Consider the following 18598-nt stretch of genomic DNA (forward strand, 5'->3'; position numbering starts at 1 on the left):
AACGAGGAAACGGAAAGTCTTACCCGATGATCTTTACTGCATGCCCACGCCGTCGAAACGCGCGTAGCCCAGCGGCTCGATGCGCATATCGATTACCTTCTTGCTGACCGGCTGATAGACGGTCGAGTGGGCGATCGGCGAGAACGGCAGTTGCTGCGCGAAGATCTGCTGCGCCTGCGTGTAGATCTTCGTGCGCTCGGCCTGATCTGACGTCTGACGGCCCTTCTGGACCAGGTCGTCGAACGGCTTGTAGCACCACTTGCCGAAGTTATTGCCGTTCACGGCTTCGCATCCGAGCAGCGTGCCGAGCCAGTTGTCCGGATCGCCATTGTCGCCGGTCCAGCCGATCAGCATCGAATCGTCCTCGCCCGCGTGCGCGCGCTTGATGTACTCGCCCCACTCGTACGTGACGATCTTCGCCTTCACGCCGATCTTCGCCCAGTCGGCCTGGATCATTTCGGCCATCAGACGCGCGTTCGGGTTATACGGGCGCTGCACCGGCATCGCCCACAGCGTCATCTCGAAACCGTTCGGGAAACCGGCCTTCGCGAGCAGCGCCTTGGCCTTCGCCGGATCGTACGGCTGCGCCTTGAGCGACTTGTCGTAGGACCATTGCGTCGGCGGCATCGGATTGGTCGCCGCCTGGCCCGCGCCCTGATACACCGACTCGATGATCGCCTTCTTGTTGATCGCCATGTCGAGCGCCTGACGCACTTCGAGCTTGTCCATCGGCTTGCGCGTCACGGTGTACGACAGGTAGCCGAGGTTGAAGCCCGGCTGCGACGGCATGGCGATGTTCGGCTCGGCCTTCAGCGGCGCGATGTCGGCGGGACGCGGATAGCTCATCACCTGACATTCGTCGCGCTTGAGCTTCTGCACGCGCACGCTGGCGTCCGGCGTGATCGAGAAGATCAGCTTCGAGATCTTCACCGCGCCCGGCTTCCAGTAATCCGGATTGCCGTCGAAGCGGATCGTGGCGTCCTTCGTGTAGCTCTTGAAGATGAACGGGCCCGTGCCGACCGGGAACTGGTTCATGTCGGCGGCCTTGCCGGCCTTGAGCAACTGGTCGGCGTATTCGGCCGAGAGAATCGACGCGAATTCCATCGCCATGTTCTGGATGAACGGCGCGTTCGGCTCGTTCAGCGTGAACTTCACGGTGTACGGATCGACCTTTTCGACCTTGGCGATCAGCTTGTCGAGGCCCATGTCGGTGAAATACGGGAACGACACCGGGTACGCCTTGCGGAACGGCTGGTTCGGGTCGAGCATGCGCTGGAACGTGAACACGACGTCGTCGGCGTTGAACTCGCGCGTGGGCTTGAAGAACGACGTGGTCTGGAATTTCACGCCATGGCGCAGATGGAACGTGTAGGTCTTGCCGTCAGGGGAAACATCCCACGATTGCGCGAGGCCCGGTTCGACCTTGGTGCCGCCGCGTTCGAATTCGACGAGACGGTTGTAGACGGTGAACGTGTTCGCGGTGAAGTCGACGCCGGTCGTGTACTGCGCCGGGTCGAAACCGGCGGGGCTGCCTTCCGAGCAGTAGACGAGCGTCTTGTTCGGGATGCTGCCCGCGGCGTGCGCGAACGGGGCGCCTGCAATCGATGCCGCTGCGAGCGCGACGAGAGACGTCAATCGTGCAGCACGCAACAGTTTGTTTTCTTTCATGTTTCCTCCAGTTCAATGCCGGCCGGGGCCAGCGTAGCGCGATCTTACCTGCCCTTTCTACGCCGTCACAAGCGAGCCAAAAAGTCCCACGGCTCGTGGAAAACGCTCGCTTGACAGGCGCGCGCCGAAGCGCCTCGCTTAGCCTCGGGGTGGCGACGGCTCAAGCATTCCGGGCGATTTCTTGCACGCTTTTGGTCGTTTTATCATCATTCGTGGGGCTTTTTTAGTTGTTTTGCGCATTTCACGCCGCGGCTTAATGCAGACTCAACGTGAGCGAAAGACGCGTTGCGCGACCGCGATCACGGTGATGTGGACGCATCCGCTGACGGAATCGCCGCCGGGACGGCGTCGCTCGCGCACCAGTCTCGCCACATCTCGCGCCACGCGGCTTCCATGCCGCGAGCAAATCGCGCGCCGTCCATCAGCGGCGAGGCCTGCATGCGCGCACGCAGACCGGCGCGCAGCGCGGAAAGGCGCGGCAGATCGCGCGCCAGCGACACGACGATCTCCGCATATTCCGCGTCGCTATGCGCGGCCAGATCCGGCAGCCCCAGATTGCTCAGCAGCGATAACCCGGCGCGCGCATGCGCCGTGCGACCGACGCGCGTGGGCACGGGCACGCCCATCCAGAACGCATCGAGGCTCGTCGTGTGGCCGTTGTACGGGAAGGTGTCGAGCGCGATGTCGATCTGCGACCACGTGCGCAGATAGTCGATGCGCGCTTGATAGCCGACAAAGCGCACGCACGCCGGATCGATGCCCGCCGCCGCCAGCCGCGCCGCGAGACGCCGCAGCAACGAGCCTTCGCCCGCCAGCAGCACGAGGCGCGGCGGCGTCTCGCCCGCCTCGCGCAGCGCCGCGAACACGCGGCCCCAGAGCGCGAGCGTGGCGTCGGTGAGCTTGCACGGATTGTTGAGGCAGCCGAACGTGAGCGCTCCGCCGGCGAGCGCGGGCAACGGCCCGCAGGCGAGTTCGCGCGCGGCGGCGTCGAGCGGCGCGTAGCACCAGAAGGTGTCGGGCAGACGCAGCGTGCGTTCGGTGTAGCGGGCGTCGATATGCGTGTCTATATGCGCGGCGATTTGCGGCACGTCGCGCGGATCGAGCCACGGATCGCTGAGCCGCCAGTCCATCGCCGCGCTGCCCGTCGTGCCCGGATAGGCGAGCCACGCCGCCTGCACCGGCGCGGGCCGCCGCGCGAACACAAGACGCCGCGCGTGCGCCATGTGCATCGTCAGATCGACGAGGATATCGACGCCGTCGTCGCGGATGGCTTGCGCAAGTTGCGCGTCGCCGAGCGCGCGCACGTCGCGCCAATGGTCGGCGAGCGCGGCGATGCGCTGCGTGACGGCGTCGGGCTCGCGCACATCGGCGTAGCAGAAGGTTTCGACTTCGGCGCGATTCAGATGCTCGAACAACGGCAGCGTGAACAGCGACTGGCAATGATCGCGAAAATCCGGCGAGAGGAAGCCGATGCGCAAGCGCCGCGTCGCGTCGCGCGCGTTCGCGAACGGCACCGATGCCACCGCCGATGCCGCCAGATATTGCGCTTCGTGACGCGCGCCGAACGCCTCCGTCTGCGTGCGGATGACCTGCGGATCGTCGCGGCAAAAAAGCTGCGCATAGACGTAATCGCTGTGCGTGCCGAGATCGTCCGGACAGGCCGTCACGGCGCGCTCGAACGCGGCCAGCGCCGCGGCGGTTTCACCCGCCTGCAGCAGCGCGCCTGCATGCAGCGCGTGCATGTCGGCGACCGCGGGCGCGTCGGGCGGCGCGAGCGCCACCGCGCGGTCGAACGCGTCGAGCGCCTCGTCTCCGCGCCGGGTTTGCAGCATCAGATTGCCGAGATTGCGCCACGCGCCCGCGAACGCCGGATCGAGCGCGAGCGCCGTCTCGAACGCCGCCTGCGCTTCGTCGAAGCGGCCCGCCGCCGCCAGCAGCGCGCCGAGGTTGCCGTGCGCGACGGCCTCGCCGGGCGCGGCGTCGATTTCGAGGCGCAGCGCGCGCTCGCACCAGTCGCGCCAGATTTCGTGGAACGCCGCTTCCATACCGCGCGCGAATCGCGCGCCGTCCATCAGCGGCGACGCCTCCATGCGCGCGCGCAGACCGGCGCGCAACGCGGCGAGGCGCGGTAGATCGCGCGCCAGCGACACGACGATCTCCGCATATTCCGCGTTGCTCTGCGCGGCCAGTTCCGGCAGGCCCAGATTGCTCAGCAGCGACAACCCCGCGCGCGCATGCGCCGTGCGGCCCACGCGCGTGGGCACGGGCACGCCCATCCAGAATGCGTCGAGGCTCGTGGTGTGGCCGTTGTACGGAAAGGTGTCGAGCGCGATATCGATCTGCGACCACGTGCGCAGATAGTCGTCGCGCGACTGGAAGCCCACGTAGTTCACCTGCGCCGGGTCGATGCCGTGCGCCGCGAGGCGCGCGTTCAGGCGTTCGCGCGCGCTGCCCGGCGGCGCCATCAGCACGAGACGCGTGCGTTGCCCCGCCTCGCGCAGCGCGGCGAACACGCCCGACCAGAGCGCGAAGGTGGCGTCGGTGAGCTTGCACGGATTGTTGAGACAGCCAAACGTGATGAGCGACGCCGAGAGTGCTGGCAGCGCGCTCACCGCGATGCCGGGCGCCTGCGCGTCGTAGCACCAGAACGTGTCGGGCAGACGCAGCGTGCGTTCCGTGTACTGCGCGTCGAGATTCGGTACGTCGCGCGGATCGAGCCACGGATCGCTGAACCGCCAGTCCATCGCCGGACTGCCGGTCGTGCCCGGATACGCGAGCCACGCCACCTGCACCGGCGCGGGCCGCCGCGCGAACACGAGGCGGCGCGCGCCGTCCATGTGCATCGTCAGGTCGACGAGGATGTCGATCTGGTCGGCACGAATCTGCTGCGCGAGGCTTTCGTCGTCGAGCTGGCTGACGTCGCGCCAGTGATCGGCGTAACGGGCGAGGCGCGCAGTGACCTCGTCGGCCTGCGGAACGAGCGAATAGCAGACGATCTCGAACGCCGCGTGGTCGTGATGCGCGAGCAGCGGCTGCATGAACAGCGCCTGGCAATGGTTGCGGAAATCGGGCGAAACATAGCCGATACGCAGCCGCCGCGCCGGCTCCGGCGTGTTCGCATAGGCGTGCGGCTTGAGTTGCATCAGCGGCGCAGGCTGCCACGCGCGCTCGTGCGCGGCGGCAAAGCGCTCGGTTTCCGCGCGGATCGCAGGACCGTCGTCGCTCGCGAAGGTCAGCGCGTAGACCAGATTGCTGTGCGCGCCCAGACTGCCCGGTTCGCAGCGGAGCGCGTGGCGGTAGGCGGCGATGGCGTCCTCGATGCGGCCCATGCTCTTGAACACGTTGCCGAGATTGCTGTGCGCATTCGCGAAGCGCGTGTCGATGTTGATGGCGCGCAGGAAGTGCGCGAGCGCGTCGTCGAGATGCGCGAGATCGACGTGCACATTGCCGAGATTGTTCCAGGCGGCCGCATTGCCGGGATCAAGTTCGAGCGCACGCGCGAGTGCGTTGCGCGCCTCGCCGTAGCGGCCGATCGTGCGCAGCTGGCAGCCGAGATTTGTGAGCACGTCGGGCGAATCGGGCGCGAGCGTGCGCGCGTGCTCCAGCAGAGTCAGCGCGTCGCCCGTGCGACGCAACGCGATCAGCACATTGGCGAGGTTGTTCCACGCGTTCACGCTGCCCGGATCGATGGCCACCGCGCGGCGCAGCGGCGCCTCCGCACGCGCGGCCTCGCCGCTCCCCAGCAGCAGGCTGCCGTAGTTGTAGTGCGCGGCCGCGTAATCTGGAGCGAGCGTCAGCACGCGTTCGAACAGGGCCAGCGCGCGCGCCGTGTCGCCCTGCTGGGCGCACAGATTGGCGAGATTGTTCAGCGCGATCGCGAGGTCGGGCTGAAGCGCGAGCGCGCGTTCAAGCGCGGCGATCGCGTCGGCCGTCTGCGTCGCCGGATCGTAGGTGAGCGCGAGGCTCACGAGGAAATGCGGATCGTGGCGCACAGCGAGCGCGCGCTCGATCAGCGCGCGCGCCGCCAGCCGGTCGCCCGGCGTGGCGACGATGCCCGCCAGATGCAGCGCGTCGGCGTCCTGCGCGTTGGCCGCGATCAGGCGCTTGCAGCGCGCGTGGGCGTCGTCGAGCGCGCCTGCGCGCCAGGCCGCGACGGCGTCGGCGAAGGTGCCGGCGGCGGAAGCGGGATCGGTGAGATCGACGGGGTTCATGATGGACGGGCTGCCGCCGCCGGCATCAGCCGGGGCGCGCGATCTGACGGATAGGCAGAAGGTGAAGAAGGCGCGTGAAAAAGCGAATCGGCAATTATCGGCACCGTCTCGATTCAGACCACTTGACCCACATCAGCATCCCGGATTGCGCGCCCATGAAAAAACCGCGCGGCGCCTTCGAAAAGAACGCCGCGCGGTTCGCGGATACAGCTTGAATCACCGCCTGTGCGCCGCCCGGCGCGCGGTTCGGACGCTCAGACGCCCAGACGTTCGCAGATCGCCTTGCTCGCGTTGGCCGCGTTGAGCGTGTAGAAGTGCAGGCCCGGCGCACCGCCGTCGACGAGGCGGCGGCACAGGTCCGTCACCACGTCGAGGCCGAAGGCGCGGATCGCTTCGCGGTCGTCGCCGAAGCTTTCCAGACGCTTCGCGACCCAGCGCGGCACTTCCGCGCCGCACATTTCCGAGAAGCGCATGAGCTGCGAGTAGTTCGTGATCGGCATGATGCCGGGCACGATCGGCACGTCCACGCCCAGCTTGCGCGCGTCGTCGACGAAACGGAAATACGCGTCGGCGTTGAAGAAGTACTGCGTGATCGCCGAATCGGCGCCCGCTTTCACCTTTTGCGCGAACGCTTCGAGGTCGTGACGCGGCGAGCGCGCCTGCGGGTGATATTCGGGATACGCGGCCACTTCGATGTGGAACGCGTCGCCGGTTTCGGCGCGGATGAACGCGACGAGATCCGACGCATAGCGCAGCTCGCCCATCTCGCCCATGCCCGAAGGCAGATCGCCGCGCAGCGCCACAATGTGACGGATGCCGTGCGAGCGGTACTGCGCGAGGATGTCGCGCAGGCTGTCGCGCGTCGCGCCGATGCACGAGAGGTGCGGCGCCGCGTCCACGCCTTGTTTGGCGATGTCCGCGACGGTGTCGAGCGTGCCCTGTTGCGTCGAGCCGCCCGCGCCGAAGGTCACCGAAACGAACCGCGGCTTGAACGCGAGCAGCTGTTCGCGCGTGGCGCGCAGCTTCTCGACGCCGTCCGGGGTCTTCGGCGGGAAGAATTCGAATGAGAGTTCGATCGGTTTCATGATGAGTGGGCCGAGGCGGCGAGCCCCGGCCTGGTCGTCAACTACATGTCAACTCGTCGTCAACTGGGCGCCAACTACGCGCCAACTGCGCGTCGATCAGCCGAGGCTGCGGTTGCCGAAGATCAGCGCCGACAGCAGCCACGACACGATGCTGTACAGGATCGAGCCGAAGAACGCCGACCAGAAGCCCGACACCTCGAAGCCCTTGAGCAGCGACGCGGCGAGCCAGAAGCACAGCGCGTTCACCACGAGGATGAACAGGCCGAGCGTGAGGATCGTCACGGGCAGCGTGAGGACGATGAGCAGCGGGCGCAGCACGGCGTTGATCAGGCCGAGCACCAGCGCCACGATGAGCGCGGTGCCGAAGCTGCGCACGTGGATCGACGGAACCAGCCAGGTGATGATCAACAGCGCGAGCGCGTTGATCAGCCAGGTCAGCAACACGGTCATGGTGAGTCCTCTTGCGTCGTGGTTATGTGGTGCGCCCGCGCGCATCGATGAGCGCGCGCGGGCGTAGTCACAGCATCGGGCTGGTCGCTTAAAGACGTCTTAAAAATAAGGGCCGTCTCGCTGCGGTTTTGTATCGACCCGTAACAGTCAAAGCAGACAACGTCGAGTCGACGCGAATCGACTTAATAGCGATAGTGGTTCGGCTTGAACGGACCGTTCTTGTCGACGCCGATGTACGAAGCCTGGTCGTCCGACAGCACCGACAGGTTCGCGCCGATGCGCGCAAGGTGCAGACGCGCGACCTTTTCGTCGAGATGCTTCGGCAGCACGTAGACCTTGTTCTCGTACTTCTGGCCTTCGCAGAACAGTTCGATCTGCGCGAGCGTCTGGTTCGTGAACGAGTTCGACATCACGAACGACGGGTGGCCCGTGGCGCAGCCGAGGTTCACGAGGCGGCCTTCGGCCAGCAGGATCACGCGCTTGCCGTCCGGGAAAATGATGTGGTCGACTTGCGGCTTGATGTTTTCCCACGTGTACTGGCGCGTCGAGGCAACGTCGATTTCCGAGTCGAAGTGACCGATGTTGCAGACGATCGCGTTGTGGCGCATCGCCTTCATGTGGTCATGGCCGATCACGTGGAAGTTGCCGGTGGCCGTCACGAAGATGTCGGCCTTGTCGGCGGCGTATTCCATCGTCACGACGCGGTAGCCTTCCATCGCGGCTTGCAGCGCGCAGATCGGATCGATTTCCGTGACCCACACCGTGGCGCCCAGACCGCGCAGCGATTGCGCGCAGCCCTTGCCCACGTCGCCGTAACCGGCCACGACCGCGATCTTGCCCGCGATCATCACGTCGGTCGCGCGCTTGATGCCGTCGACGAGCGACTCGCGGCAGCCGTACAGGTTGTCGAACTTCGACTTCGTGACCGAGTCGTTGACGTTGATGGCCGGGAACGGCAGACGGCCTTCCTTTTCCATCTGGTACAGACGGTGCACGCCCGTGGTGGTTTCTTCCGTCACGCCCTTGATGTGCGCGAGGCGCGTCGAGTACCACGCCGGATCGATCGCGAGGTGCTTTTCGATCGACTTGTACAGCGCGACTTCTTCTTCGTTCGTCGGCTTGGCGATGACCGAGCGGTCCTTTTCAGCCTTCGAGCCGAGGATCAGCAGCAACGTGGCGTCGCCGCCGTCGTCGAGGATCATGTTGGCGAATTCGCCGTTCGGCCATTCGAAGATGCGGTGCGAGAACTCCCAGTATTCGTCGAGCGACTCGCCCTTGAATGCGAACACCGGCGTGCCGCCCGCGGCGATCGCGGCGGCGGCGTGGTCCTGCGTCGAGAAGATGTTGCACGAGGCCCAGCGCACGTCGGCGCCGAGTGCCGTCAGCGTTTCGATCAGCACGCCCGTCTGGATCGTCATGTGCAGCGAACCGGCGATGCGCGCGCCCTTCAGCGGCTGCTGCGCCTTGTATTCTTCGCGCGTTTGCACGAGGCCGGGCATTTCGGTTTCGGCGATGTCGAGTTCCTTGCGGCCCCAGGCGGCAAGCGACATGTCGGCAACGATGAAATCCTTGGCTTGATCTTGCGGAATTGCGGCGTTCATCACGCCCTCCTTTCTAAAAGTGACTAGAAATTAAAGACGTGAGCGCCGTTTTTCAGTGCGGTGCGTTCGTGGCATGAAAACCATGAGCTGGCCGTATTGAGCGCCTCCGAGCCTGGCGGATGGGTGACATCCGTCGCAACGCTCCTCGAAGACGAGGCGTGATTGTAGCAAATCGAGATGACTGCGGCGCATCGGAAAGACAGGGACGCATCCGAGCGGCTCAGCGCGTGGGCGTATCCGGTGCATCCGGCGCGATCTGCAGCGCGCGCAACTGCTGCACGCTGGCGCGCGCGTTGTCGAGCCAGGCGCGCGAGGCGCGCAACGTGGCTTCGTTGGCGACCGGATCGGCTTCGGTGAAACCCATCTGGATGTTCAAGAAGCGCTCCGCGTGGATGCCCGGGTGCCAGTGCATGCGCACGCGTTTGGCGTCGATCAGACGACGCTGGCCAAAGATTTCGCGCAGCGACCACGACAGCGCGCCGTCCTCGCCGCCGTAGCGGCGGAACAGCTCATCGGTGGGAAAACCGCCGAGCGCGAGCAGCACGTTGCGGCGGATCACGAGGCTGCTCGGCACCGTGTTGCTGAGCACGGCCGCAAATTCCGCGAATTGGGGATGCCGCGTGAGGCGCGCGGGAAAGCCCGCGTAATCGACGTCGAGCCGGATCACCGCTTCGTGCGGATGCGCGTCGAGATGCGCGCCAGCGGCGGCGAGCGCGCCGGGCAGGTATTCGTCGTCGGCGTCGAGAAAGGCGAGCAGCGGCGCGACGGTGTTCAGCGCCGCCCAGTTGCGCGCGCGGGCCGGACCGGCGTTGCCGGGCATCTGCAGCAGCCGCACGCGCGCGTCGCGCAGCGCGTAGACGCGCACGATGGACGCGGAGGCGTCGGTGGACGCATCGTCGACGACGAGAATCCGGGTGGCTTCAGGCTGCGCGAGGCAACTGTCGAGCGCGCGCGCCAGCGTGGCGGCGCCGTTGAAACAGGGAATGATGACGGAGATTTCAGACATGGAACGCAGCGCGTACTGGCCGCGGAAAACGCGGGGAATCGTGCGATGGTAGCCCCGTCTCAGAATCGCGGATCGCCGCGCGCTTGCGTCGCGGCGGTGCGGATCGTCGCAGATCAAATGCCGGTCGAAAAGGCGGTGTCGCGCGACGCCGTCGCTCCGGATCTCAGATCGGCAGAAAGCCCAGCGCGGGTGCGAGCAGCACCATCACCACGCCCGCGATCATCATCGTCAGGCTCGCGACCACGCCTTCTTCGCTGCCCAGTTCGCGCGCCTTCGCGGTGCCCACGCCATGCGCCGCCGCGCCGAACAGCGCGCCGCGCGCGAGACGCGTGCGCAGCGGCACGAGCCCGAGCACCAGCTCGCCGAACAGCATGCCGCAGAGGCCGGTGGCGATCACGAACAGCGCGGTGAGATCGCGCGGCGCGTGGATCTTGTCGGAGACCGCGAGCGCGAACGGCGTGGAGACCGAGCGCGTCATCAGGCTGCGTTGCAGTTCGGGCGAAAGATGCAGCAGCTTCGCAAGCGCGAGCGAGCCGCCCACCGCCACCATGATGCCGACCGTCACGCCCACCGCGAGCGAAATCCAGTGGCGCTTGAGCAGTGCGCGGTATTCGTAGATCGGCACCGCGAACGCCACCGTGGCGGGCCCGAGCAGCCACATCAGCCAGCGCGTGTCCTGAAAGTAGACCGGATACGGAATATGCAGCAGCAGCACGATCGCGCCCAGCACGACCGGCACCGCCAGCAGCGGCGTGAGCCACGGCGAGCGCACGCGCGCGTAGAGCGCCTTCGAGGCGAAATAGAGCGCGACGGTGAGGATGAAACAGCCCGCGGCGATCAGCCGGGAGGCGTCGTCGGCGAACAGCGAAGCGTAGAACGTGTTCATGACGGAATCATCCTTGGGAGACGGGCGGAATCAGCGAAAACGGAATGGCGGGCGGCGCTCAGGCGCGCGCCAGATGACGCGCATCGCGCACGTGGCGCACGCGGCGCAGCGCGAGACGGCGTTCGAGGCGCGCGGCCTGTTCGACGGCGAACGCCACGGCCACCATCACCATCAGCGTGCCGCCGACCACGACCAGCGCGAGGCGCCAGCCGTCGGCGCGGAACAGTCCGCCGTACTGCACGGCCGCCACGGCGGCCGGGATGAAGAACAGCAGCATGTCGGAGAGCAGCCAGTCGGCGCCTGCCTTGACCCAGCGCGGCGCCACGCCGCCGCAGAACAGCAGCACCAGCAGCAGCACGAGGCCGACCACGCCGCCCGGCACCGGCAGGTGCACGGCGCGCGCGAGTTGATCGGCAATAAACCAGACGCCGGCGAGCAGCGAGGACTGCGCCGCGATCCGGCCAACGCGGGCGAAACCGCCGGATTGCGGGGCGCGTGCGGAAGTGGTCGAGGCAGTCATGGCAAACCCTAAGTGACATCGGAATGGAAGTCAGTATAGGGTGCAGCGCAGCATAAATATAATGACTTACGATTATCCGCTGCATTCGAATTTGGAATGCACCGGATGTGTGCGCACATGCGGCGCACTTGCAGCGTATAAGGAGGCAGAACCGTGGAATTGCGCGCCCTGCGGTATTTCATCGAAGTGGTGCGGCAGCAGAGCTTCACCGCCGCCGCCGAGCAGATGCACGTCACGCAGCCGACCATCAGCAAGATGGTGAAAGCGCTCGAAGACGAAACCGGCACCCAGCTGCTGCTGCGCGACGCGCGCCAGATGGTGCTCACCGACGCCGGTCGCATCGTCTATCAGCGCGGCCAGGACGTGCTCGCGGCGCACGCGCAGTTGCAGGCCGAACTCGCCGATCTCGGTACGCTCGGGCGCGGCGAACTCACCATCGGCATTCCGCCGATGGGCGGGTCGCTGTTCACGCCCGCGATCGCGGCGTTCCGTCAACGCTATCCGAAGATCGAACTGAAGCTGTTCGAGCAGGGTTCGCGCGCGATCGAGGCGGCGCTGATTTCAGGCGAACTCGAACTGGGCGGCGTGCTGCTGCCCGTCGATCCCGAGCAGATCGATCTCCTGCCGATCTCGCACGAGGTGCTGTGGCTGGTCGCGCAGCGCGGCTCGCGCTGGGACAACAAGCTCAGCGTGCCGCTTGGCGAACTCGCCAACGAGCCGTTCGTGTTCTACGGCGAGAGTCTCGCGCTCAACGACGTCGTGCTGAGCGCCTGCCGCACGGCCGGTTTCGCGCCGCAGATCGTCGGCCGCAGCGGCCACTGGGATCTGATGGCGGCGCTCGTGCTCGCGGGCGTGGGCATCGCGCTGCTGCCCGCGCCTTATGTGCGGCGGCTCGACGCCGCGCGCTTCACCTGCCTGCCGGTGACCGAGCCGACCATCACCTGGGACATGGCGATCGGCTGGAAGCGCAACGGCTATCTCTCGCACGCGGCACGCGCGTGGCTCGCGGTGGCGCGCGAGGAGTACGGCAAGCCGTCTAATTTCCTCGACGATTTCGTCGGCCCGCCCGGCCTGGAGCAACCGGCCGCTCAAGGGTGAGACGCAACGGACGAAGCATGAAAAAAGCCGCCCGGCTCACGCCGGACGGCTTTTTGCGCTGTTGCCGATGACGCTGACCGACGCGTCGCGGCTTACTTCGCCACGAACTCGATACGGCGATTACGGAAGCGGCCGCTTTCGGTATCGTTCGCGGCGACCGGATTGGCGTCGCCGTAACCTTCGGCCTTGAGCGTGCTGCCCGCCACGCCCTGCGCGACCAGGAAGGTGCGCACGGCTTGCGCGCGCTGCTTCGAGAGCGCGAGGTTGGTCGCCGCCACGCCGACGTTATCCGAATAGCCCGCCACTTCGAGCTGCACCGGCTTGCCCTGCTTCGCGCACGCCTTCAGCGCCTTGGCCGAGTCGCGCAGATCCTGCGCGGCCGAGGCCGGAATCACCGAGCTTGCGGTCTTGAAGTTGATGACCTGCAGGTTGAGCACCTTCGCCACGTCGCTGCCCGCGCACGAGCTGTCGCTGACGAACAGGCCCTTCACCGCGTCGCGGAACGACTGCGTGGCGTCGGCCACGGCCTTCTGCACGTTGAACACGCCGATGTCGAAGCCCGAGCCGAACAGCGCCTTGAGCTTGTCGAGCCAGCCGAGCTTGGCGTCGGCGGCAGTCCCGCTCAGTTCGACGTGCGAGCCGTCGATCTTCACTTCCGCGCCGGGCAGCGCCATCAGCGGCAGCAGGCCGTCGAGGTGCGCGAGCCAGTCGGCGGGCTTCGTGGCGGCGTCGACCGTCACGTTGGCGTTGAACTTGCCGTCGCCGAACCGCTTCGTGAGCGCGTCGACGAGCTGCGCCTTCTCGGCTTCGGTGCCGACCGTGGCCGTGATCGTCGGCACGCCGTTTTTGTCGACCGCGAACGAGAGATGCGAATCCTGCGTGGGCGCGGGCGCAACAACAGCGCTGGCCGCCGATGCCGCCGACGCATCAGACGCCGCCGAGGTGATCGCGGGCGCCGACGCATTGTCGGCCGCGCTGGCTTCCGAAGCCGCGACCGCCGCGGGCGCCGAGGCCGCCTGATCGTCCTGCACCGGTTCCTCGCGATGGCACGAGCGCAGCGCGAAGAACGCCACGATCAGTGCGAGCGCGGCGAGCAGCCACCAGAGCCACGAATGCCCGCGCTTTTCGACGACGATCGGCGGCGTGCTGTCGCCGATCGTCTGCGGCGGCAGCGACGCCGACACCGGACGAGCCGGCGGCTGCGGATGATCGAGATGCGCCGACACGTCCTTCAGGCGCATGAGCACCGAGCCCGCGAACGCGCCCGCGCTGCCGAGGCCGACCGCGCTCGCGAGGCGGTCGGTGAGGCTCGCGTTGACCGACGAGAGTTGATGGCCGAGCAACGTTGGCAACTGGCCGACGAAACCCTGGGACGACGTGAAGTGCTGCTTGAGAATGCCCATCAGCGCCGCGCCGACCACGCCGGTCAGCGAGAACGCCGTGGATTGCGCCGCGCCCGTTTGCGCCGCGACTGCGTCGGCGAGTGCGCCGACGTTCACGCCCGCCGCCTTCTGCACCAGGTCGCGGCCCAGCGTTTCGAGCTGGCTCAGGCCCGCGGTGCTCGACAGCAGTTCGGGCAACTGCTTGCCGATGCTCGCGTTCACGTCGGGCGACATGATGGTGGAGAACAGGCTGCGCGCGCCGTCGGCGGTGCTGCCGCGATGCATGATCGCCGCGACGAGCGCCGGCGCGACCGCGCCGGTGACCTTGCGCGTGAGATCGGGCGAGAGGCCGAAGCGGCCGGACAGGTTGCGGACGACGTCGTCGCTCAGGACCGTTTCCAGCAGGTGAAATACGTTGATGCTCATCGAGGCGGTTCCTCCCAGTTCGCGGACGCGCCAACTGACACGCCCAAGGTGCCGCGCGATTATAGGGACTCCGAAATCTCGAAATTGCGGATACCGCGAAGTTCACACAATCTTTAACGAAAAAGACGCTTTTTAAGCAATTTTCGTCAATTGAAAAAGCCAGCGAGACGTCGAGCGTCTCGCTGGCTTCGCGTGTCTTCCGAGTGCTTTGAGATTCGTCCGAGCGAGCGCACCACCGCTCGCTTGCGAAAAGAATGCGCGTGTCAGGCCGTCATTTGCGCGCTGTGCGTGGACGCGCTTTCGCGTCGGGCCGCGACGATCAGATCCGCCGCGCGCTCGCCGATCATCACGGTCGGCGCATTGGTGTTGCCGCCGATGAGCGTCGGCATCACCGAGGCGTCGGCGATACGCAGATGCGTCGCGCCGCGCACGCGCAACTGCGGGTCGACGACCGATTGCGCGTCGCTGCCCATGCGGCAGGTCGCGACCGGGTGATAGATCGTATCGGCGTGCGTGGCGATGGTCGCGCGCAGCTCGGCGTCGCTCTGCCCCGCCTGCGTGTAGATCTCGCGCCCGCCCATGCGCAGCAGCGCGGGCGCGTCGAGAATGCGCCGCGCGATGCGCGTGCCTTCGACGAGCAGATCGAGGTCGCGCGCATCGGACAGAAAGCGTGGATCGATCACCGGCGCTTCGCGCGCATCGGCGCTCGCGAGCGTGACGGTGCCGCGGCTCGCCGGGCGCAGCACGCAGACGTGCAGCGAATAGCCGTGCCCCCAGTGCAGGCGGCGGCTGTGATCGTCGACGAGCGCGGTGCAGAAGTGCAGTTGCAGATCGGGCCGCTCCAGCTCCGGACGGCTTTTCAGAAACCCGCCCGCCTCCGCCACGTTGGTCGTGAACATGCCGCGTCGCCCGCGCAAATAACGCACGAGGCCCGGCACCATCCTGGCCGCGCCGCGCAGCGAATAACCGACGGTCTCGCTCGAATGCACGCGCTTGTTATAAGTGAAGTCGATGTGGTCGATCAGATTGCGGCCGACATCCGGCGCGTCGTGCTGCACGGCAATGCCATGTTCTCGCAGATGCGCGGCCGGCCCGATGCCCGAGCACATCAACAGTTGCGGCGTGTTGAACGCGCCTGCCGCGAGGATCACCTCGGCGCGCGCCTCGATGCGCTCGCTGCGGCCCGCGCGCACGACGTCGACGCCGGTCGCGCGCACGCCGTCGAAGCTCACGCGCAGCACGGTGGCATCGGCGATCAGATGCAGATTCGGGCGCGGCTTCCCATAGAGATACGCGCGCGCCACCGTGCAGCGCTCGCCGCCGCGCTGCGTGACCTGATAGAAGCCGACGCCTTCCTGGTGCGCGCCGTTGAAGTCGTCGTTGGCGGGGAAACCCGCTTCGAGCGCGGCCTGCACGAAGCGCTCCGCGACCGCGTTGCGCTCGCGCAGATCGGACACGCCGAGCGGGCCGCCCGCGCCGTGCCACGCATTCGCGCCGCGCGCGTTGTCCTCGGCGCGCAGGAAGTACGGCAGCACGTCGTCCCACGCCCAGCCCGTGCAGCCGAGCCGCGCCCATTCTTCGTAGTCGAGCGGATGGCCGCGCGTGTAGATCATCGCGTTGATGGCGCTGGAGCCGCCGAAGCCGCGGCCGCGCGGCTGGTAGCCGCGTCGTCCGTTCAGGCCCGGCTGCGGCACCGTCTGATAGGCGTAGTTGTTTTTGTTGCGAAACGGCACGAGCGCCGCCACGCCCATCGGCATGTTGACGAAGAGATTGCGCTCGGTGTGCGGACCGGCTTCGATCAGTGCGATGCTCGCGTCGGGACAGCGTTCGGCGAGGCGTCCCGCCAGCGATGCGCCGCCCGAACCGCCACCTACGATCACGTAGTCGTATTGCATGTCTCCTCCTGTTGGCCCGGCCCGGCGCTCGCGCGCGTGCCTTCAGCCCATGCAGCGGACGCTGCCTCTCAGTCTCGTGGATGTCTCGTGGATGTCGCGCGGACGTCGCGTTATCTCGCGTTGCAGCCGGGCGGCGCTTGAGGCACCCTAGTTGCACGCTCGTTCGATTTCACGTTTGTGGCCGATTGTAGGAAGTGTCAGGCACCGGGGTCAGCTTTTATCTCAGAGCGTTCCCTCTAATCCTGCCATTACACGATGTCTCATTGGCGACTAACATGAAGGACCGTCCGGCGCCCGGCGTCGGCGGTTACAAAAACGATTCCAGCAAGCAGCACAGGGAGCGCTGGAGCGCCCAGTAACCGGCCCGCCGCATGGGTCCAGACTGCGCATATAGTCTGGACGCGTGCGGCGCGGGCCGCCATCGGTGCGCATCACGAACGAGCATGACGGCCTCGCGCGCACGCCGCGCGTGGGCTTTTCGTCAGATCAGTCACGATGACACCGCGCGCCCGACGCGCGCCGCCGATGGAGACCGCCTCGATGAACCCAATCGCCCCGACGCACCCGGCCAGCGCACGCGACGCGACCGACGCCGCGTCGCGCCAGCATCGCCCCGGCACCACGCACGAAGTCACGAATCAGGCGCCGCCGCTCGCCGATTACAACCTTTTTTCCACCGATGCCGCGCTCGGCGAAGCGCTCGCGCGCGCCGGCGCGCAGTGGCATCGCGATGCGCTCGCGCGTCATGGCGCCAAGCTCGGCGAAGCCGAGGTGCTGGCGCTCGCCGATCTCGCCAACCGCCACGCGCCCGAACTGCACACGCACAGCGCGCGCGGCGAGCGCATCGACGCCATCGAATTTCATCCTGCGTGGCACGCGTTGCTCGCGCTGCTGCGCGCCGAAGGCCTGCACGCGCTGCCGTTCTCCGAGCCGCGTCCCGGCGCGATGGCCGCGCGCTGCGCGGGCTATTTTCTGCACGCGCAGCTCGAATCGGGCTCGCTCTGCCCGCTCACCATGACGTTCGCCAGCATTCCGGTTCTACAGCGCGAGGCGGCGCTGTTCGAGACGCTGCGCGACAAGCTCTACACGCGCGAGCACGATCCGCGCGACGTGCCGCTCGCCCACAAGCGCTCGATGATGATCGGCATGGGCATGACCGAAAAGCAGGGCGGCTCCGACGTGCGCAGCAACCGCACCGAAGCGCGTCCGGCGGGCGCGCAGAGCGGACGCGGCGCGCGCTATCTGCTGACCGGCCACAAGTGGTTCTTTTCCGCGCCGCAATGCGACGCGCACCTCGTGCTCGCGCGCACGACCGAACACGACGGCCTCTCGTGCTTCTTCGTGCCGCGCTTCCTGCCGGACGGCACGAAGAACGCCGTCAACGTGCAGCGTCTGAAAGAGAAGCTCGGCAACCGCTCGAACGCGAGCAGCGAAGTCGAATTCTTCGACGCCGAGGGCGTGATGATCGGCGACGAAGGCCGCGGTGTGCCGACCATCATCGAAATGGCGAATTTCACGCGGCTTGACTGCGTGATCGGCAGCGCGGCGCTGATGCGCGCGGCGCTCGTGCAGGCGATCCATCACGCGCGCCATCGCAACGCGTTCGGCCGTCCGCTCGCGCAGCAGCCGCTGATGCAGAACGTGCTCGCCGACCTCGCGCTCGAATCCGAAGCCGCGACGGTGCTGTTCATGCGCCTCGCGCACGCATTCGAGCAGAGCGCGCAGGCGGCGCAGCCCGGCGAGGAAAGCGCCGAAGCGCTCGAAGCGCGCGCGTGGCGGCGCATCGTCACGCCCGCCGCGAAGTTCTGGGTCTGCAAGCGCACGCTCGCGTTCACCGGCGAGGCGATGGAAGTCTGGGGCGGCAACGGCTACGTCGAGGAAGGGCCGATGGCGCGCTTCTACCGCGAGGCGCCCGTCAACTCGATCTGGGAAGGGTCGGGCAACGTGATGTGTCTCGACGTGCTGCGCGCGCTCGAACGCGAGGCCGACGCCGCCCAGGCGCTCTTTCTTGCGTGGCGTCGCGAAGCGGCCGATCATCTCGTGCTCACAGCCGCGCTCGACCGGCTCGCGGCGCTGCTCAACGGCGCGCCGGGATCGCGCGAGGCGAGCGCGCGGCGCATCGCGCAGCAGATCGTGCTGATCGCGCAGGCGATGCTGTTGCGCGCCGGACCGCCCGAGGTCGCCGACGCGTTCATCGCCACGCGGCTCGACGAACATGCCGCCGACTGCGACCGCGTGTTCGGCACGCTGCCCGCGCGCTTCGACCACGCCGCGCTGATCGAACGCGCGCTGCCCGCCGACTATCTGGTGCGATGAGCAGCGATAACAACAACACGAGCGCCCGCGCACCTCACTCCATCAAGGACCGAC

12 protein-coding genes and 1 riboswitch are annotated in these 18598 nt (G+C 67.1%); of the genes, 2 read left to right on the top strand and 10 right to left on the bottom strand.

Annotation, left to right across the window (positions count from 1 at the left end; translation table 11 throughout):
* Nucleotides 1–33: 33 nt before the first annotated feature.
* The 8 genes from G5S35_RS13825 to G5S35_RS13860 all read right to left on the bottom strand — a co-directional run bounded on the left by G5S35_RS13825 (nucleotide 34) and on the right by G5S35_RS13860 (nucleotide 11427).
* Nucleotides 34–1668: an ABC transporter substrate-binding protein gene (locus G5S35_RS13825; RefSeq protein ID WP_074982778.1), complete on the bottom strand. Its 1635-nt coding sequence runs from the start codon at nucleotides 1666–1668 to the stop codon at nucleotides 34–36.
* A gap of 299 nt (nucleotides 1669–1967) precedes the next feature.
* Nucleotides 1968–5879 (bottom strand): O-linked N-acetylglucosamine transferase family protein, encoded by a 3912-nt coding sequence (locus G5S35_RS13830; protein ID WP_183038391.1) that lies wholly within the window; start codon nucleotides 5877–5879, stop codon nucleotides 1968–1970.
* 254 nt (nucleotides 5880–6133) lie between these two features.
* Nucleotides 6134–6964 carry a methylenetetrahydrofolate reductase [NAD(P)H] gene (gene metF, locus G5S35_RS13835; RefSeq protein ID WP_065065648.1) on the bottom strand — a complete coding sequence of 277 codons (831 nt, stop codon included), beginning with the start codon at nucleotides 6962–6964 and terminating at the stop codon, nucleotides 6134–6136.
* A gap of 96 nt (nucleotides 6965–7060) precedes the next feature.
* Nucleotides 7061–7414, bottom strand: coding sequence for a phage holin family protein (locus G5S35_RS13840; protein ID WP_065065647.1), 354 nt, complete (start codon nucleotides 7412–7414; stop codon nucleotides 7061–7063).
* 182 nt (nucleotides 7415–7596) lie between these two features.
* Nucleotides 7597–9015: an adenosylhomocysteinase gene (ahcY, locus tag G5S35_RS13845; RefSeq protein WP_183038392.1), complete on the bottom strand. Its 1419-nt coding sequence runs from the start codon at nucleotides 9013–9015 to the stop codon at nucleotides 7597–7599.
* A gap of 33 nt (nucleotides 9016–9048) precedes the next feature.
* Nucleotides 9049–9168, bottom strand: a riboswitch (S-adenosyl-L-homocysteine riboswitch).
* 67 nt (nucleotides 9169–9235) lie between these two features.
* On the bottom strand, nucleotides 9236–10021 hold the full coding sequence (locus G5S35_RS13850; protein ID WP_183038393.1) for a glycosyltransferase family 2 protein: 786 nt from the start codon (nucleotides 10019–10021) through the stop codon (nucleotides 9236–9238).
* A gap of 163 nt (nucleotides 10022–10184) precedes the next feature.
* Entirely contained in the window at nucleotides 10185–10907 is a 723-nt protein-coding gene (locus tag G5S35_RS13855) for an LrgB family protein (RefSeq protein ID WP_065065645.1), read from the bottom strand.
* Nucleotides 10908–10965: 58 nt separating this feature from the next.
* Nucleotides 10966–11427: a CidA/LrgA family protein gene (locus G5S35_RS13860; RefSeq protein WP_065065644.1), complete on the bottom strand. Its 462-nt coding sequence runs from the start codon at nucleotides 11425–11427 to the stop codon at nucleotides 10966–10968.
* A gap of 153 nt (nucleotides 11428–11580) precedes the next feature.
* Between G5S35_RS13860 and G5S35_RS13865 the strand changes: the two genes are divergently transcribed.
* Nucleotides 11581–12525, top strand: a complete 945-nt coding sequence (locus tag G5S35_RS13865) for a LysR family transcriptional regulator (RefSeq protein ID WP_074982785.1) — start codon at nucleotides 11581–11583, stop codon at nucleotides 12523–12525.
* Between the two features lie 92 nt (nucleotides 12526–12617).
* Here the strand turns inward: G5S35_RS13865 and G5S35_RS13870 are convergent, their stop codons facing one another.
* A complete protein-coding gene (locus tag G5S35_RS13870; protein WP_183038394.1) occupies nucleotides 12618–14333 on the bottom strand; it encodes an OmpA family protein in 1716 nt (571 codons plus the stop codon).
* 263 nt (nucleotides 14334–14596) lie between these two features.
* The gene (locus G5S35_RS13875; RefSeq protein ID WP_183038395.1) at nucleotides 14597–16228 is read right to left on the bottom strand and encodes a GMC family oxidoreductase; all 1632 of its coding nucleotides are present in this window, start codon (nucleotides 16226–16228) and stop codon (nucleotides 14597–14599) included.
* 540 nt (nucleotides 16229–16768) lie between these two features.
* Here G5S35_RS13875 and G5S35_RS13880 point away from each other — a divergent pair.
* Nucleotides 16769–18544, top strand: a complete 1776-nt coding sequence (locus tag G5S35_RS13880) for an isovaleryl-CoA dehydrogenase (RefSeq protein WP_183038396.1) — start codon at nucleotides 16769–16771, stop codon at nucleotides 18542–18544.
* Nucleotides 18545–18598 lie beyond the last annotated feature (54 nt).

It is taken from the genome of Paraburkholderia tropica (assembly GCF_014171495.1).
Taxonomy (GTDB): Bacteria; Pseudomonadota; Gammaproteobacteria; order Burkholderiales; family Burkholderiaceae; genus Paraburkholderia; species Paraburkholderia tropica.

What these genes read in the sequence shown, in the direction of transcription:
- G5S35_RS13825 (WP_074982778.1), bottom strand. Translation starts at nt 1,668, where the DNA reads ATGAAAGAAAACAAACTGTTGCGTGCTGCACGATTGACGTCTCTCGTC.
- G5S35_RS13830 (WP_183038391.1), bottom strand. Translation starts at nt 5,879, where the DNA reads ATGAACCCCGTCGATCTCACCGATCCCGCTTCCGCCGCCGGCACCTTC.
- metF (WP_065065648.1), bottom strand. Translation starts at nt 6,964, where the DNA reads ATGAAACCGATCGAACTCTCATTCGAATTCTTCCCGCCGAAGACCCCG.
- G5S35_RS13840 (WP_065065647.1), bottom strand. Translation starts at nt 7,414, where the DNA reads ATGACCGTGTTGCTGACCTGGCTGATCAACGCGCTCGCGCTGTTGATC.
- ahcY (WP_183038392.1), bottom strand. Translation starts at nt 9,015, where the DNA reads ATGAACGCCGCAATTCCGCAAGATCAAGCCAAGGATTTCATCGTTGCC.
- G5S35_RS13850 (WP_183038393.1), bottom strand. Translation starts at nt 10,021, where the DNA reads ATGTCTGAAATCTCCGTCATCATTCCCTGTTTCAACGGCGCCGCCACG.
- G5S35_RS13855 (WP_065065645.1), bottom strand. Translation starts at nt 10,907, where the DNA reads ATGAACACGTTCTACGCTTCGCTGTTCGCCGACGACGCCTCCCGGCTG.
- G5S35_RS13860 (WP_065065644.1), bottom strand. Translation starts at nt 11,427, where the DNA reads ATGACTGCCTCGACCACTTCCGCACGCGCCCCGCAATCCGGCGGTTTC.
- G5S35_RS13870 (WP_183038394.1), bottom strand. Translation starts at nt 14,333, where the DNA reads ATGAGCATCAACGTATTTCACCTGCTGGAAACGGTCCTGAGCGACGAC.
- G5S35_RS13875 (WP_183038395.1), bottom strand. Translation starts at nt 16,228, where the DNA reads ATGCAATACGACTACGTGATCGTAGGTGGCGGTTCGGGCGGCGCATCG.
- G5S35_RS13880 (WP_183038396.1), top strand. Translation starts at nt 16,769, where the DNA reads ATGAACCCAATCGCCCCGACGCACCCGGCCAGCGCACGCGACGCGACC.